At 43.7% G+C, this 18105-nt stretch carries 12 protein-coding genes; 7 read left to right on the top strand and 5 right to left on the bottom strand.

Annotation, left to right across the window (positions count from 1 at the left end; translation table 11 throughout):
* The first annotated feature begins 3 nt into the window (after nt 1-3).
* From ALKIM_RS0109500 to ALKIM_RS0109530, 7 genes are all read left to right on the top strand, one after another.
* A complete protein-coding gene (locus ALKIM_RS0109500; protein ID WP_026474430.1) occupies nt 4-1749 on the top strand; it encodes a RagB/SusD family nutrient uptake outer membrane protein in 1746 nt (581 codons plus the stop codon).
* 490 nt (nt 1750-2239) lie between these two features.
* Nucleotides 2240-5491 carry a SusC/RagA family TonB-linked outer membrane protein gene (locus ALKIM_RS0109505; RefSeq protein WP_044118251.1) on the top strand — a complete coding sequence of 1084 codons (3252 nt, stop codon included), beginning with the start codon at nt 2240-2242 and terminating at the stop codon, nt 5489-5491.
* Between the two features lie 69 nt (nt 5492-5560).
* Nucleotides 5561-7261, top strand: coding sequence for a RagB/SusD family nutrient uptake outer membrane protein (locus tag ALKIM_RS0109510; protein ID WP_026474432.1), 1701 nt, complete (start codon nt 5561-5563; stop codon nt 7259-7261).
* A 179-nt stretch (nt 7262-7440) separates the two neighbouring features.
* Entirely contained in the window at nt 7441-8685 is a 1245-nt protein-coding gene (locus tag ALKIM_RS0109515; protein ID WP_044117864.1) for a glycan-binding surface protein, read from the top strand.
* A 25-nt stretch (nt 8686-8710) separates the two neighbouring features.
* The gene (locus tag ALKIM_RS18180) at nt 8711-10879 is read left to right on the top strand and encodes a glycan-binding surface protein (RefSeq protein WP_052345510.1); all 2169 of its coding nucleotides are present in this window, start codon (nt 8711-8713) and stop codon (nt 10877-10879) included.
* 178 nt (nt 10880-11057) lie between these two features.
* Complete coding sequence (locus ALKIM_RS0109525) at nt 11058-12200, top strand: MFS transporter (protein ID WP_026474434.1); 1143 nt, start codon at nt 11058-11060, stop codon at nt 12198-12200.
* Nucleotides 12201-12436: 236 nt separating this feature from the next.
* On the top strand, nt 12437-13783 hold the full coding sequence (locus ALKIM_RS0109530) for a glycosyl hydrolase (RefSeq protein WP_026474435.1): 1347 nt from the start codon (nt 12437-12439) through the stop codon (nt 13781-13783).
* A gap of 76 nt (nt 13784-13859) precedes the next feature.
* Here the strand turns inward: ALKIM_RS0109530 and ALKIM_RS0109535 are convergent, their stop codons facing one another.
* Genes ALKIM_RS0109535 through ALKIM_RS0109555 form a run of 5 tightly spaced genes read right to left on the bottom strand, consistent with a single transcriptional unit; the run spans nt 13860 to nt 18064 of the window.
* Complete coding sequence (locus ALKIM_RS0109535; RefSeq protein WP_026474436.1) at nt 13860-14363, bottom strand: dihydrofolate reductase; 504 nt, start codon at nt 14361-14363, stop codon at nt 13860-13862.
* Between the two features lie 2 nt (nt 14364-14365).
* The gene (locus ALKIM_RS0109540; protein ID WP_026474437.1) at nt 14366-15160 is read right to left on the bottom strand and encodes a thymidylate synthase; all 795 of its coding nucleotides are present in this window, start codon (nt 15158-15160) and stop codon (nt 14366-14368) included.
* A 5-nt stretch (nt 15161-15165) separates the two neighbouring features.
* Nucleotides 15166-16266: an endonuclease/exonuclease/phosphatase family protein gene (locus ALKIM_RS0109545; RefSeq protein ID WP_026474438.1), complete on the bottom strand. Its 1101-nt coding sequence runs from the start codon at nt 16264-16266 to the stop codon at nt 15166-15168.
* Nucleotides 16267-16313: 47 nt separating this feature from the next.
* On the bottom strand, nt 16314-17210 hold the full coding sequence (locus ALKIM_RS0109550; protein ID WP_026474439.1) for a rhomboid family intramembrane serine protease: 897 nt from the start codon (nt 17208-17210) through the stop codon (nt 16314-16316).
* 8 nt (nt 17211-17218) lie between these two features.
* A complete protein-coding gene (locus ALKIM_RS0109555) occupies nt 17219-18064 on the bottom strand; it encodes a rhomboid family intramembrane serine protease (RefSeq protein ID WP_026474440.1) in 846 nt (281 codons plus the stop codon).
* Between the last annotated feature and the right edge of the window lie 41 nt (nt 18065-18105).

The raw sequence follows: 18105 nt of genomic DNA on the forward strand, positions 1-18105 counted from the left end.
ATTATGAAAAAAATATTATATTTATTAATTGCTGGTTTATTGTTTGTGGGGTGTGAAGATTTTCTTGACTCAGATCCCCTTACCGATAAAACATCAGCCAACTTTCCGCAAACGGCTGATGATGCCAAGCAGATGATGGCTGGAATTTATACCATCATGAACAACTTGCAACATCAGGTTGACAGAAGTCCGTTTTTCATCTGGGAAGTGGCCAGTGATGATAAGCTTGGTGGTGGTGGTATGAATGATATCCAGGCCCAATCGTATGAGACCTTCCAGTTTTCCGATAACGAAATGTTGGCGCACTCATGGTCGGTGCTCTATCTGGGAATCCACCGTGCCAATTTCGCAATCGAGAACATGGGCTTACTTGCCGACGATGTGGTTAGTCCTGCGTTAAAAAATCAATATGTCGGTGAAGCGTACTTTTTAAGAGCATGGTACTTCTATCAACTTAATTCAGTGTTCAATGAAGTGCCTTTGAAAATTACCACTGAAGCAGTGAATTTACCTGCAGCAACTGCCGATGAGATTTACGGACAGATAGCATCTGATTTAAAAAGTGCTATTGAACTGCTTCCCAACGTGCCTTATGCACAGACACAACAAGGTAGAGTTACCAAGTGGGCTGCACAGGCATTAATGGCCAGAGCCTTCCTTTTCTACACCGGTTTTTATCAGAAAACTGCTATCACTTTACCCGAAGGTGGTAGTGTTACAAAGCAAAATGTAATCACTTGGCTGGAAGATTGCTATGTGAATAGCGGACACTATCTGGTTGATGATTTTCATGAGCTATGGCCATATACCAATGAGCTTACTATTGGCACCTATAAGTACATTCAGGATTATATGGCTGAAACTGGTAAGACTCTCAAGTTTGCCAGCGACAATGGTGCACGTAACCCTGAAACCGTTTTTGCATTGCAGTTTTCGAATTTTGCAAACTGGGACATTCGAAGAGGTTATTCCAATACCTACCAGTTGTTCTATGCTTTACGCGGTCTTCAGAATATCGAAAACACTTATCCATTTGCAGGTGGTTGGGGACAAGGAAACTCTATTCCCGAATCATTGGTTGACCAGTGGCTTGCCGATGAACCCAACGATGTACGCCTTTGGGCTTCTGTAATGGATATTGAAAAAGAGGTTATTCCGTCAGGTTACCAAAGAGGTGCATGGGACTTTGTTCTTGAAAGCAACTACTGGGGTAAAAAGTATAATGGAATTACCGCTCGTCATCCGGACGGAAACCTTAGACATGATTATGGTGTGATTATGTATGGCACTGCTAATAACAACCAGCTTTCGCATACCGATGATTTGGTATTCATTCGTTTTGCTGATGTATTGCTGATGCTGTCTGAGTTAAAAGAAGATGCTTCATACATGAACGAGGTGCGTGCCCGTGCCGACTTACCTGCTGTGGCCTATTCACTCGAAAACCTACAGAAAGAGCGTCGTTATGAATTGGCGTTTGAAGGTGTAAGATGGAATGACATGCGTCGTTGGGGTGCTACCTTTACCAAAAATGCATTGGAAGCTCAGGTTGGTGTTAAAGTTTATAACTTTGGCGTAGCAGCAACACATAAAGCTCTGCATCCTAGTGGTTACAGTGCCCGTTATGACGCTACCAAAGGTTTCTTCCCAATACCACAAAGTCAAATTGACCTTTCCGAAGGACTCTTGAACCAGGTGCCGGGCTATAGCCAGGATGGTTTGGGCTTGTATCCGGGATGGAATAATTAATTGTATTATTGCTCTGTATTTAAAGGGGTTGCCATTTAATGGCAGCCCCTTTTTATGTTTGTTTACGGATTAAACAAATGGTGTAAACTCTATTGTTGAAATTTCACCTTAGGTTAAGACTTTTGTATGGGGACTATCTGTTCAGGCAGTTTGTCCCTTTTTCATACTATTGGTACTTGCTTTTATGTAAGTAAATAGGTTCTAAGCTATGTGCCAATGCATTCACGTTTATGATGTGCTGATGCGGCTGCTGTTAATTAAGGTTAAAATGTATATAATAATACAAATTTTAGACAAAATAGTATTAGTCGAATTGGGTAGGGATATATAATTTTGACTTGACCTTTTGTAAGTGTTCTTCAAACACTTTCTGATTAAGTAAAAAGGTAGGTAAATAACAGGATTTTCCTTAATGGCGAAAACAGTTTTTATATATGCTTTTAGATTAATTACCAAATCTCTCACAATTATCAAATTTAAATCAATCCTTATGACAAGAAGTCTGCGTTTATTGTCAGTTTTATTTCTGTTCATCTGCCCATTATTGGCATTTGGCCAGGCTAGAACCGTTACCGGGAAGGTAACAGACAGAATGAACGAGCCCCTGCCTGGGGTTTCAATTGTGGTCGAAGGTACCACTACGGGAATTGTTACCGATATTGATGGAAATTATCGGCTCACAGTTCCGGAAGGCAGTGATGTATTAAATTTTAGTTTCATCGGTTTTGCTGACCAACGCGTAGTTCTTGGTGACAGAACCGTTGTGAATGTTGTATTGCAGGAGTCCGTACTTGGTCTGGATGAAGTAGTAGTGGTTGGTTACGGAACAATGCGCAAGAGTGATATTTCCGGCGCCAGTGTCTCTGTGAGTGGCGAACAGCTTGCCGGAACCGTATCTGCCAACCTCGATCAGGCATTGCAGGGTCGTGCTGCTGGTGTAACTGCTATTACCACATCCGGTCAGCCAGGCGCATCCGTATCTATCCGTATTAGAGGACAGGGAACCCTTAGTTCTACTGCAGCTGAACCTTTGTATGTTATAGATGGTGTGCCGGTTCAGAATGTAAGTCAGGGTGGACACTCAGTTGGTTTGGGTGACAAACTAGGAAATGGACCTGTAGGTTCGTTTGGTGGTGGTTTGTCTAGTATTAACCCTGCCGATATTCTTTCGATGGAGATTCTTAAAGATGCGTCTGCTACCGCAATATATGGTTCAAGAGGAGCCAATGGCGTTGTGCTTATCACAACCAAACGTGGACGTACTGGTGATGCAAAGTTTAACTACGAGTTTAGCTATGGTATTCAAGAGCAGGCAAAGAAAATTGACATGCTCAACCTGCGTCAGTTTGCAGAGTATTCTAATTCAATAGCAGCTGAAACTTCAGGTCGTGACCCAAGGATTGAGTTTGCTGATCCATCGCTTCTGGGAACGGGAACCGATTGGCAGGGTGAGATTTTTCGCACCGCTCCTATGCAAAGCCATCAGATTAGTGCCTCGGGTGGAACCGAGAAGGTGAGATATTACCTGTCGGGCAGCTACTTTGACCAGAAAGGTATCGTGATTGGTAGTGGTTACGAGCGTTTTACCGGTCGTGTAAATTTGGATGCTGACCTAAAAAAATGGTGGAAGCTAGGAACCAACATCAACCTTTCACGTTCCGAAGATGATTTGGGTTTGAACAACAGTGAAGAGGGTATTATCAACGTGGGTCTGCGCACAGCACCCGATGTTCCAGTATATAACACCGATGGCAGTTGGTCGGGCGATGAGCGTGAGGGTTCAGGAGGTAGTGTAAACCCCATTGCAAAAGCTTTGGACGAGGATATCCGCCTCAAAAGAACCGGGCTTCAGGCCAGTGTTTATAGCGATATTACCTTCTTTAAAGGACTAACACTTCGCTCAGAAGTGGCCACTGATTTGGGATTTGTAAACGCATACACTTTTAAGCCCACCTATAAGCATGGTAAGATTGAGAACATTAACAACGAATCTCGCTGGCAGTTTAACCAGAATACTTTCTGGGAGTTGAAAAACTTCATTACTTATAACACCTCATTATTGAAGCATAATGTGACTGTAATGGCGGGGCAGGAGGTTTCGGAATGGCGTTATGAGTATCTGAGTGGTGCCAGCACGGGCTTATCAAGTAACGACATTCATTCTCCAAGCTTAGGTCAGCCAACGACCCATCGTATTGGTTCCGGATTTGGCAGTGGCGCAATGGCGTCGTTCTTTACCCGTACCTCATACAATTTTAATGACAGGTATTACGCCACATACACTTTCAGATATGATGGTTCCTCAAACTTTGGACCTGAAAACCGTTGGGCACCCTTCCATGCCACTTCTGTAATGTGGCGTGTTTCTAACGAAGAGTTTTGGCAGGGATTATCTCCTGTGGTGAACAACTTCCGCATACGTGGTGGATGGGGACAAACAGGTAATGCCAACATCAATTCGTACCTATGGGGCGCTTCAATAACCCGTATGCCAACAGGATTGGGAATGGGGTATCGTCAAAGCAATATTGCAAACCCATTTATTCAATGGGAGAAGCAGGAGATGTATAACCTAGGCGTTGATTTAGGCTTTTTCCAGAACCGTATCGACCTAATTGTGGACATGTACCTTAAGAAATCTTCGGATATGTTAATGGACATGCAGTTGCCTTCTTACATGGGTACACGCGGAAATGCATCTGCACGTCTGAATCCTCCTATGGGTAACTTTGGTGAAATAGAAAACCGTGGTATCGAAGTATCTTTAAATACCCGTCCATTGACCGGACAATTGCAGTGGAACAGCGATTTCACCTTCAGTTTAAATAAGAACAAGCTACTTGCCCTAACTGGAAGTCCAACTGCCCACATCGAAGGTTACGGACAGTGGAGTGATGTGGTGAGCCTTTCAACCATTGGAGCCTCTCTTTACAATTTCTATGGCTTTGTGGTAGATGGTATCTATACCAGTAAAGAAGACATTTTGAACAGTCCAAGAACAGAGGCTTTCCCCAATGATGGCGTTACATTTGAGAGGGATCGTACAGTATGGGTGGGTGACTTGAAGTTTAAGGACATCTCTGGCCCCGATGGTAAACCGGATGGTGTTATTGATTCGTATGACCGTACAAATCTGGGATCGCCTATTCCTAAGTTCACTTTTGGTTTTAACAACACATTCCGGTATAAGTCCTGGGAGCTGAATGTCTTTATGAATGGGGCATACGGCAACAAAATCATGAATTATATTGGTCGTAGCCTCAATGGCATGAGCTCGTTATGGACTAATCAACTGGCTATTGCCAACGATAGAACCTTGCTTGGTGCAATTGATGCGAGTAAAGTTTATTACGACGCCGATGGCAATCAGGTTGAAGGTTGGTTCAACGACATAGACAATGTGCGCATTGTGCGAATGGGCAAAGATGGCCTGCCACGCGCAATTGTGGGCGATCCCAACAATAACCGTCGCATTTCTGACAGATACATAGAGGATGGGTCTTATTTAAGAATTAAGAATATCTCGCTGGCCTATTACGTGCCTGAAAGATATACCCAAAGAGTTGGCTTAAGCAACGTGAAGGTTTACACCAACTTGCAGAACCTCTATACTTTTACCAAGTACACAGGTTTTGACCCAGAAATTGGTGCCAGTCAAACCAGTGCAAACGTGTATGGACTTGACAACGGTCGTTATCCGTCGCCTCGTATCTATACCTTTGGTGTAAATGTTGCTTTTTAATCTGACATGAGTCGTTTCATCCACCCGCTGTGGATTAAAGTATGACCATAACAAATAAATTTCTATCAGATGAAGAATATTCTTAAATATAAACTTTGGGCTTTGGTTGCGATACTTTTTGGCGCAACTGCCTGTGAGGATTTCCTGGATCGGCCTACTGAAGATGCTTTTAATATTGATAACTTTTATCAGACGAATGAGCAGTGTTTTCAGGCCGCTAACATCCTCTATAACTCACCCTGGTATGATTATCAGCGTGGTTTTCTATGGATTGGTGATGCGCTGGCCGGTAACATCTATAAAGGCACCGATGACATTTACCAAAATTTCAACCTGAATTCCAGTAACGAAGATTTGGTGAATGCATCTAGCTCACTCTGGCTGGTTAACGGACATGCCAATGCCGTAATTGAAAATATCAGTGCCAAAGCCGGTCCCGGTGTATCTGTGGAAGTGAAGAACACTGTAATTGGTGAGGCTATGACTATGAAAGCACTTGCCTATTTCTATCTGGTACGCATCTGGGGCGAAGTTCCTATTATACATAGCAACACCGCCGTTATTGGTGCAGGTACAGCCAACGAGTTAATGAAAAACAAACTCGAAGATGTATATGAGTACATTGAGCGGACTTTGCTTCAGGCCATTGAGTTGCTGCCCGAACAAAATGCGCAAGGCAGAATACATAAATACTCGGCAGCCGGACTTTTGGCAAAAGTGTATCTTACCCGTTCTGGTGTAAATCAAAATGGAAGTCGTGATCAAAGGTATCTCGATTTGGCTAAACAGTATGCCAAAATGGTTATAGATGAGTATCCAGGTAAATTGGAGCCTGTTTACGGTAATTTATTCCGCATCAGTACAGGTAATTTTAACTCTGAGAACCTTATTTCATGGCGTTGGGTAATATCGGATCAGTGGACATCGCAAAACTCCATCCAATCTGATGTTGCACTCAATAATTTTACCGGTATTGCAGACACATGGGGTGGCTGGCGTGGCATTACCATTGATTTACAAAAGCTATTTGGTGAGAACGCACTAAGTTCAACGCGTCAGAATGTGGATACACGACGCAAGGCTACCATGATGATGTGGGGCGATCATTATCCCTATTTCTGGAGACATGTGGGTGGATTTACTGCCACAATGGACGATGACAACAATGTAGCCGGTTCTCCTTTTGGTGTGCCCACCGGTGCAAATATTGTTAAACACATCGTTGGTCATGTTGAAGGTGATCATAAAGCAGAAAATGGTCAGATGGGCGAACGGATGGCTACTGATTTGGCTACTCATATCTTACGTTTGGCCGATGTATACCTGATCTATGCCGAAGCTATTTTGGGTAATAACGTAGAAACAACCGATGCCGAAGCGCTGAAATATTTCAATGCCGTTCGCTCTCGAGCTATTGCAAACGCCATTCCGGTAACCAGACTGGACTTTAAAATGATTTTTGATGAGCGCAGAAAAGAACTCGCTTGTGAGGGTGACAACTGGTTTGATTTCGTGAGACTTTCTTACTACAAACCTGATGAGGCCGTAGAAATGCTTCGCAATCAGGAACGAGGAAGTTACGGCAGCATCTATAGCTACTATAAAGGGGAAGCTACGCTTGCCGATGTGGAGCTCTGGTCGTTTAAGGTGTCTAATGTGAACGCATCGGTATTCAAGCTTCCTTTCCCGGATGTTGATTTGGCCATGAACCCCAACCTTCGCAAAGAAGTAGATGCAGTTCCTTTTGATTTTAGCACAATACCCTATTAAATTAGCATATGGACTTTTAATAAGGCACTATTAGATACCATGGTTCTTTTTGGAAGTTTAGCTGTCTTATATTGAAAGTGCTGAAGCAATGAAATAAGGAACACGAAATATCCGTTACCGGGAACATTAGGTTTTTATAAACGCATATTTCAGATGTATAAAAATTAAAAATTAAACAGATGAAAAAATATATGGAAAAAAGCACACCGCTGTCTGTTGTGCTGCTTCTGCTGGTAGCCATTTTCGCAGGCACCCTCTTTCAGTCCTGCGATGATGATGATAAGAATGTGGGCGATCCGGAAATACATTATATTCGGATAACCAATCCCGAAAAGTCCGACTCTTTGGTTGTGCGGGCGTTTCTTGGCAACAACATTGCCATAATCGGCAACAATCTTCAGGATGTGGTGCAGGTATGGTTCAACGACCAATCGGCCAAACTGAATGTGAATTTCATCACCTCAAGTGCTATCATTGTAACCATTCCTAATAAAATTCCGGATGTGGTAACAAATGAAATTCGCCTGGTAACCCGTAGTGGTTTTGTTTACAGCTATGATTTTAAGGTAGATGTACCAGCGCCATTACTATCCTCTATGGTTTGTGAATATGTAGCCGATGGCGAAGTGGCTGTTCTAAAGGGAAATTTCTTTATCGACGATGAGAATGTGCCGTTACAGGTCTTTTTCCCGGGCAATATTCCAGGGGAAGTGTTAAGCGTTAGTGTTGATGAAGTGCATGTACGTGTGCCAGAAGGCGCTGGTGTTGGCCCAGTAACCATGAGAACTATTTATGGGGCCTCACGCTCGTCTTTCATGTTCCGCGACGACCGCAATATTTTCCTCGATTTTGATTATCTGCTGGGAGCAGGTTGGCGTCCCGGAAACCGCCGTAACAACAATCCGGATCCCATCTCAGGCAATTTCCTGGTTTTAGATGGTACCATAGGTAACTGGGACTGGGTAGAGGATAACCTGGCAATGAACCTTTGGGGTGCTTCCTCTGACAGGCCTCCCATTCCTTTATTCCCATTGGGCGGTAACAAGTTGGAAGATATGGTGCTGAAATTTGAGGTGAATGTGATAAATCCATGGTCGGTGGGTTATATGCAGTTGATTTTCACGCCGTATGCCACAGCCAACAACAATGGATACTACTCTGATGCAACACTAGGTCGTGCTCTATGGCGCCCGTGGGAGCAGGCCGGCAAACCGTTTATGACTGATGGATGGATTACAGTAACTATTCCCATGTCAGAATTCAGGTATAGTCACAATGCCGAGAAGAACGATTTGGAATTGTCTTATCCGGATGCATTCGGTGGTTTTACCATCTTTGTATGGGGGCCTGCCCTCGAAGGTGATGGAGCTGCCAGAGAGAGTTTACTTTTTGCAATTGACAACATCCGAGTTGTTCCTAAATAGTTACCAACCTGATAATTGAAATGATATGCAAACAATAATAAATAAATACTCCCGTATTGTATTTTATGCACTTTTTGTGTTTACAATTGGTGCCGGGATGTTATTCACATCATGTGAAAAGGACGACGACAAGAAGAGCGATGAGGTTGAACTGTTAAGCTTTGGGCCAATGCCCATTGCCAGAGGTGGCGAACTTCGCTTTATTGGTAACAATCTGGATAGAGTTACAGCCATTGTTCTGCCGGATAATATTGTGATAGAAGCATCTCAGTTTACCAAAAGATCTGCCACTCTGTTGGCATTAACTGTGCCTCAAAATGCTGTTGAAGGGCTGGTTGTTCTGAAAACACCAAAAGGTGACATCACCACAAAAACACGCATCGGATATTCTGAGCCTATCTCTATTGAGACATTTTTACCGGGCGTAATCAAACCGGGCAATGTGCTTACCATTACGGGAGATTATCTGAACCTTGTTGGTGAGGTAATATTTACAGACAGGGTCTCTGTGGATAGCACGAACTTCATAAGCCAGAGCCGCGAAGAGATTAAACTGCTTGTTCCATTCGAAGCACAAACAGGTATTATCGCAGTGTCTGATGGCAAGGAAGATCCAATCATTATCTACTCCGAAAACGAGCTGATTGTAACCGTGCCAATGATTCTTTCTGTTTCTCCAAACCCTGTAAAAGCAGGAACCAATTTGACTATTACCGGAGAGAATTTTGATCTTGCTACCTATATCATTATGGATGCTTTGGGAGATGAGAAGCCCATAGCAAAAGCCAATTTTGTATCCCAATCAGCAACCGAAATTGTTGTAAAGGTTCCCGATGACAATAAAGATGGCAAAGTGGCTGTTATTGCGGCTTCTTTCCAGGGTACCATTACCACCGCGGTGTTGAATATGGTTGTGCCTACCGAAGTGGTTGTAGCACCTACCACCATCAAAAACGGACAATCCATAACAGTAAGCGGCAAGGATGTGGATTTGGTTTCATCTGTTATTTTTGGGGGAGGCGCTGAAGGTGAAATCACTTCATCATCTGCAACTCAGTTGGTTGTAACCGCTCCTGACAATGCTGTTACAGGCGTTGTAAGACTGCACACCCGAGCCGGAAAAGAGGTTGTGGCAGGGAATGTGACCTTTGTGTCGCCTGTGATTACTTCTTTTACGCCTTTGGAATTAAAGCCAAAGAACAATCTGACTATCACAGGTCAAAACCTGGATTTGGTTGATGAGGTAATTTTTACTGGCGAAATGAAGGGGAGTATTGTTTCTGCAACAGAAACCCAGCTGGTAGTTACTGTTCCAGTGGGAGCCAAAACCGGAACCTTTACTTTGGTAGCCAAGAATGGCGTGCAGGTAGTTTCAGGCAGTGAGGTAACAATACTATCGAACCTGCCTGATGTGACCGGTTTCCTTCAGGCTCGCGCCGAGCCGGGCAAAATACTCACCATTCAGGGAACAAACTTGTTGTTAATCAAAGAGCTTGTATTCCCTGGCAATGTATATGCAACCGCTTACGGCTTAAAAACTGACACTCAGGTTGAGGTTTACGTGCCAACATCGGTACCTGTAGGAAATGGAACCATCAGACTTATAACCTACGAAGGTGAGGAAGGCGTTTTGCCAACCATTTTCTTCGGAAGCGTAGATCCTATTTATAATGTAAATTTGGTGTTCTTTGATTTTAACGGAACCGGAAAAGATTCATGGTGGGGCAATGCCATGGGCAGCGGAATCGAGACCAATCCTGCAACATCTGCTGATGGCACTCCATACTGGCGCATAAATGGCATGAGTGGTACAGGCTGGTGGGATGGTCTGTTCTTCCGTAATGGCAACAACAACTACTCTGCTGCCGGAGTTAACGTTGCCACCTGGGCCGTGCGTTTCGACCTCAACACCTTTGAGGCTTTCCCAACCGATGGCAACCTAAAAGTGCGCCTGGGAGGCGGTGGTGACACACACTTTTATGATTTTAACCTGAATAATTCAATGGGCTTTTCTAATACCAACGGCTGGATTACCGTTACCTTACCATTGTCAGGGTTTAAACATGAAAGTACCGGAGCACCAATACCTGACGCGGCTCTTGGCGGCAGCGAGTTTGGTATGATTTGGAGCAGCGGCGTATCTGTGAAAGTTAACATCGGAATTGATAACGTAAGGTTTGAGCCTATTCCGTAATATATTCATGTAAGTAATGAAGAGGGGGATGGTCGTTGAATCATCCCCTTTTTTATTTGTTGATGTGCCTTATCCTGGTTGTTTTAATTTCTAAAACAATCTTTAATTGTTGTAAAAGATAGGTTTACAGATATTATTACAAGGAAATGTTATAGCTTTGCGCCACATTTTTACAACCATGCTCTCGATAAAAATATTCTTTCAGAACCGCAGGTTCTTTGCGCCGGCATTTCTATATTCATGCTTCAGTCTGGTTTTTAGTACCTGGATAATCTATATACCATATATCGCTGAAAAGCTAAACATTAGCGAAGGTCATGTAGGTGGTGCGCTCTTTTTTACTTCATTGGGCTCTTTTGTTATGATTCCGGTGAGTAACAAACTCATTGATGTGTTGGGTGTGGGTCGTCAGGCATTTTGGGGATTTGTAGCTTACGCAGTATCTCTGTACGGCATTTTTCTGGTTGATACTTACACCCTTTTATGTGCTGCCCTCTTCGTATTTGGGATGATGAGTTGCATCTTTGCCATATCGCTCAACTCCCTTATTGCCAACATCGAAAAGCAGGCAGGTCAGTATATTATGACCGGAAGTCACGGATTCTGGAGTATTGGCGGTATTATAGGGGCATCTATTGGCGGCTATTTCGCAGGAAAGTATAAAATGCCGCTCGTGCATGTATCTGTTGTGGTAACGATACTGGTTGGATTGCAGTTCTGGTTACGCAAAGCGTATATTCATATCAAATCAGAACCATTGGAAAAAGGCGCCAGCAAGCGTTTTCCCATAAAACCACTATTAGCAATAGCCGCAGTAGGAATGGTTATTTTGGCTTCTGAGGGTGCCATTGCCGATTGGAGCGCACTCTATCTCCAGAATGAAGTATCGCTCAAGAGTTACTTCCTCGGATTTGGATATGCTTTTTTTTCGCTTGGGATGACCATTGGACGGTTTTCGGGCGATGGTTTCAGCCGAAAGCTAGGCTCCTGGAAGCTTTTACAATTTGCCATTGCAATTAGTGTAGCAGGTTTTATATTGGTATTATTCAGGCATCCTATTGTTTCCATTGTGGGTTTTGGTGTGGTTGGTTTGGGGTTTTCGGTTATTGTACCCGAGATTTACAGGCTTGCATCAAATATAAAGGGCATCCGAACTGCCGACGGGGTTTCATTTATTGCGGCAACATCCAACGTGGGCTTCCTTACGGGTCCTGTTTTGCTGGGATTTATTGCCGAGGTGTACAGCCTCTTTGTCAGCTTCATCATCCTTACCTTCTTTGTGAGTTCGGCTTTCTTTGTAACTCTTTATAAAAGACGATAGTAATCAGTTATATAATTTGGGTTTGTTGATTAAAAGCTACACGTATTTGAAACATTTCTACTAGTAGAGTTATTTTGCGATGTGTATTTTTAACTAATGATGGCTTGCACTAACCAGCATGACAAAACGTATCACTAATGAAGATGTTTTATATTTTTTAGTGATCATCACGTTTGTTTGGAGTTAGTTGCTAGTTGATTTTATTACCAGTAGTTAAAAATTCAAATTTTAAACTCATGAAAAGGGGATTCTGTTGTCTTATTCTGTTGTACGTGTTTTTTTGTGCCTGTTCATCCACAGAAGAATCGCCCAAGGTTCCACCGCTGTTTAAATCCAGTACACCTGTTGATAAAGCTAAGAATGTAACGCTTTCGACGCCAATCGAAGTTGTTTTTGATGAGGTAATCACGTTGTCTTCATCTCATGGCATAACGGTTAACAACCAGCCGGTTTCGGCATCGGTTTCGTTCACTAATCTCACGATACATCTCACTTTGGAAGCGGGTCAGCACTATGTTGTCAGAATTCCTGCAGGAGCCGTAATTAACACCTTCCAGGTGGCTCTTGAAGCGGATGTGGTGTTTGAATTTTGGACCAGCGAGCCTATCAGTTACGATGTTAAATCAACCCTCGTAACGCCTGACGCCTCGCCGGAGGCTATCAGACTTTATGAGTATATGAGAGAGATTTACGGTGTAAATACATTATCTGGCACCATGGCAAATGTGTCGTGGAATATCAACGAAGCGAAGTGGGTGTTTCAGCATACAGGTAAATATCCTGCCATCAATGGTTTTGATTTAATTCATTTGCACCATTCGCCGGCTAACTGGATAAATTATGAAGATATTGGTGTAATTCAGGATTGGTGGAACAAGAATGGGATTGTGCATCTCATGTGGCACTGGAATGTGCCGGTTTCTGAAAGCAGCGAATTGCGTGAGTTTTATACCGACAAAACAGTTTTCGATATCTCACGTGCCGTGCAGTCTGGTACCTGGGAAAATGAGATTATCATGGCCGATTTGGCTAAAGCAGCTATAACCCTTAAAAAGTTGCGCGATGCAAATATCCCGGTGTTGTGGCGCCCCCTTCATGAAGCTGCCGGACGCTGGTTTTGGTGGGGTGCTAAAGGAGCTGAATCATGCAAAACGCTCTGGAAAATTATGTTTGACTATTTTCAATCGGAAGGCATCAATAACCTTATTTGGGTTTGGACTGTGGAGACAAAAGACGACAATTGGTATCCGGGTGATGACTATGTGGATATGATTGGTCGCGATATTTACAATCAACAGCAGGCATCATGGAACGCAATGCATTTTGAGTCAATACGCAATGTGTATCCCGACAAAATAATATCCCTGAGCGAATGTGGTAATGTGGCCGATATGAGCGCGCAGTGGAATGCTGGAGCTCATTGGTCGTTTTTTATGACCTGGTATGATTACACCCGGTCTGTGAATGTGTCGGGTTCTGCATTCACCTCTGAGAACCATCAATATGCAGATGCAGCATGGTGGCGAAACACGCTGAAAAATGGTGCAGTACTCACGCGAGATGAATTACCTAACTTGAAATGACCTGAGAAAGTAGTGGGAGTCTCCTTCTTGAGCCCTATTTAAGCCGGAACGCTGCGTAAAACCAGCCCATCCGGCTTTATTTTTGAGCGTTTACTCTTTTTACCGTTTGGTAGTGATACAGCATGCCACTTTTTTCATCCTGCATCTTGTTATCTACTTGAATATCTTTCCACACTGTTGAGTCAATTTCCGGAAACCATGTGTCCGAGCCTTCGAATGCGTAATGAATGTGGGTGAAGTATATGGTATCAGCCATCGGTAAAAAGAGATTGTAAATTTCACCACCGCCAATCACGAAAATCTTCTCATTTGCATTGCACAACGCGATGGCCTCTTCCGCTGATTGTACCACCTCGCACCCGGGAAGTTGCAACGTTTTGTTTCTGCTGACAACAATGTTTCTGCGGTTTGGCAAAGCGCCTTTGGGCAAAGCCTCAAAAGTTTTACGACCCATCACAATGGCATGGCCGGTGGTGAGCTGTTTAAAGCGTTTTAAATCACCACTGATATATGCCAGTTGATCGCCTCCCCGTCCGATTGCATTGTTCTGGTCTACTGCTACAATAATTGCTATCTCCATGCTTATACCGAAATGTCTCCTTTTATGTGAGGGTGTGGATTGTAGTCTGAGAGCTCAAAGTCGTCGAAGCAAAATTGATCTATCTCCTTAACTCCGGGGTTGATGGTCATTTTTGGCAAAGGCCTTGGCTCACGTGTGAGTTGAAGTTTCGCCTGTTCAATATGGTTTGTGTAGATATGGGCATCGCCAAGGGTGTGCACAAAATCACCGGGTTTAAGGCCGGTAACCTGAGCCATCATCAAGGTAAGCAAGGCGTAGGATGCAATATTAAATGGTACGCCCAGAAAAATATCTGCACTTCGCTGGTAAAGTTGGCAGCTGAGCGTGCCGTTGGCCACATAAAACTGAAAAAGAATGTGGCATGGAGGCAGTTGCATCTCATCAATTTGTCCCACATTCCAGGCACTCACAATGTGACGGCGCGAATCGGGGTTGTTTTTGATGGATTGTATTACCTGTTGAACCTGATCAATGTGTGTTCCGTCATAGCCCGGCCATGAGCGCCATTGGTAGCCATATATTGGGCCGAGTTCGCCATCTTCTTTAGCCCATTCGTTCCAAATACGAACGCCGTTATCCTGAAGGTATTTCACATTGGTACTGCCTTTTAAGAACCAAAGCAGTTCGTGGATAATGGATTTGAGGTGAAGTTTTTTGGTTGTGACAAGCGGGAACCCTTCGGCAAGGTTGAAGCGCATTTGGTGACCAAACACGCTGATAGTACCTGTTCCGGTGCGATCTTCCTTATGGACGCCCTCATCCAAAACCCTTTCTATAAGTTGGAGGTATTGCTGCATTTAAACTATTTTTTCAAATCGATGGTGGCCATTATTGGAAAATGGTCCGAATATTTAACGGGGAAAACCCTGAAATTGTACGCGTCAAATTCGGGGGAGTGAAACAGATAATCGATGCGGAAAGAGGGCAAACGGCCATTGTAAGTGCCACCAAAGCCAGAGCCGGATTCTCTGAATGCATCTTTTAAAGGGCCTCGCATGGTTCGATAGACGTATGAGACCGGAGTGTCGTTAAAATCGCCACATACTATTACCGGATAAGGTGAATTACCAATGTGTCGCGCCAGGGCTTCTGCTTGTGCCGAACGACTGGTGAAGGCTCTGTTTAGTTTTCGGGAGATGTTGCGAAGTCCCTGTTTCTGGCTGTCGCTCATCCTGAAATCCAGACTGTCCAAAACGCTCAGTTCGTTTTCTTGAAAACCTATGGATTCCAAATGGTTGTTGAAAACGCGCACTATCTTGCCGTTTACGTTGATGTCAGAATAGATGGCCAGATTCAGCGAGTTCTCAAATCTTATGGCGCCCCCGTCAACAATAGGATATTTGCTAAATATGGCTAGTCCATAACCGGTGTTTCCGCTATGTGTTCGCAAATATTCAATTTGTCGATACCCATAATGTCTGAAACGAGCTGCCATGGCTGACGGTGTAAATTCGTCGCGTCTAAGGCTTGTGAAATACTCCTGGATACAGATAATGTCGGGATTCTGACGTAAGATAAATTCAAATATCTCTTTTGGGGTGTTTGGTAAGCCGGAGTGTTTGTAAAAATCAAACATCCTGGTGTTGTAAGACATAACAGTGACCGGACGTTCAAGTTTTTCTGTTTCGGCAATGTGTTTCCCTCTTAATTGAAAAGTGTTGGTCCAGTGTTGCCACGATATGGCCAAAGCCAGCAACGGAATAAAGAGGAGGTAGCTGCGGCGTATAAGCAGCCATATCAGCATAAACACATTCATCAACCAAAATACCGGAAAAACGAAACCTGTAAATGCGAATATATGTAGTTTGGCGGGACTAATGTGGGCTGTTGCTACCGAACCCAGCAGCAAAAATGCCGGGATCAACACAATGATTAGCCATATAGAGAAAAAGAGTTTTTTCACGATGTTACATTGAATGATTCCCAAAAATAAGGAAAAAATGGGATTTACTATAAGCCTTCTTTACTGGCTTCAAACAAGGTTTTTTTCTCTGAGCTTGTAAGACTGTCGTAGCCGCTGATTTTTATTTTCTCTAAAATTCTGTCAACCTCCTTTTGTCGCTGCAATTTCATGGTATTATATTCCATATCGGAAAGTGGTCGCCGATGTGTGACCGTGAGGTTGCTTTTTTTTGTGAATGGCCACTTGAAACCGTTTGCTTTTTGCTTTTTGGATGGCTGTTTGGGCAACCCTTTTTTGGTCCATAGCCAGCCCAGATATAGTCCTGTGAGTGCACCTCCCAAATGGGCCAGATGTCCCCCTGTGTTTTGCAGGGTTGGTATGCTGATTATGTCGATAAGGAAGGCCACCAGTGCAATGTACTTAAGCCGCACAGGGCCAAACAAAAACAGATAAACAGTGTGGTCTGGACTAAACCGTGCCACGGCGAAAAGTATGGCCATTACCGATGCCGATGCACCTAAAAGAACTGTGGAAGGGAATGCCCTGTAGAAGCCCGGTACATAATTGAATGCAAGCAGATAAAGCAGTGCGCCGGCCAACCCGCCAATCAGATAGGTGCGTAGCATAAGGTGCGAGCCCAACAGCTGCATAAAAAGCCGTCCAAACCAATAGAGGTAGAGTATGTTAAAGATGAGGTGCAGAAAGTCGAAATGCAGAAACATGTAGGATACGGGCGTCCACGGTTGCAAAAGCAATTGTAACGGTTCAGATGGTACGGAGAAAATTCGGAGCCAGGAACGAACCAAATCGGGAGAGTTGCCACCAAGCACCAAAAACAGTTGGATAAATCTGAAAATCAGAAATACGCCAATGTTGACATAAATTAGCCTGGTTAATACCGATCCGTAGCGGAATGAGTCTTTTATTTCGCTTATAATTGACATATATCTTCTTAATAGTGAATGCCTTTTTTCTGCCAGTATTTAATCAGTATAAAACCGAATAACATGCCGCCAAGGTGGGCAAAATGCGCCACATTGTCGAACGAGAAGTTGGCTACCCCCAGGAAAAGCTCTGCCACACCATAAATTATAACAAAGTATTTGGCCTTGATTGGAATTGGCGGAAAGAGCAACATCAGTCTGGTTTCGGGAAACAGCATACCAAATGCCAAAAGAATGCCAAATACTGCTCCCGATGCGCCAACGGTGATGTGGTTATTTAAAAAATCGATGCGATAACTGTATAAATATTCTCTGGAGAGTCCGATGGCCGCTTGTGGGTCGCTGTTTACAAGGGAGTTGTAGCTTGCCGCAAAAGCATCAAATTTTCGTTTCATATCCAGACTCCGAATCTGCAAATGATCATCCAGAAAGAGCGAGAGATTCTCGTGTGATGCATTGTTCATGTAATGGGTGATGGCTTTGAGAACCGGCAAAATCTCAATATACTGCGTAAGCAAATGCACCAAAGCTGCACCAATACCTGTGACAAAGTAAAATACAAGAAAACGCTTTGGTCCCCACACTACTTCAAGCATACGCCCAAACATGAAAAGAGCAAACATGTTGAAGAATATGTGCATGATGCCTCTGTAGTCGTGCAGAAACATGTAGGTTATCAACTGGTACGCCTTAAACTTCTCGGCCATGGGAACGTGAAGACCCAGATAATCTTCGATACGGATGCCAAAGGAATTCACGGCCACAATGCTCGCAAAAAAGAAAATGGCATTTATTATTAGCAGGTTTTTTACAACCGGCGGAATACCCCCAAATGGTGATGCACCGTAATTCATAACGCTATGTTTATGAGACTTTAATTAAATCTGTTCCTACT

This window comes from Alkaliflexus imshenetskii DSM 15055, from assembly GCF_000517065.1.
GTDB lineage: Bacteria > Bacteroidota > Bacteroidia > Bacteroidales > Marinilabiliaceae > Alkaliflexus > Alkaliflexus imshenetskii.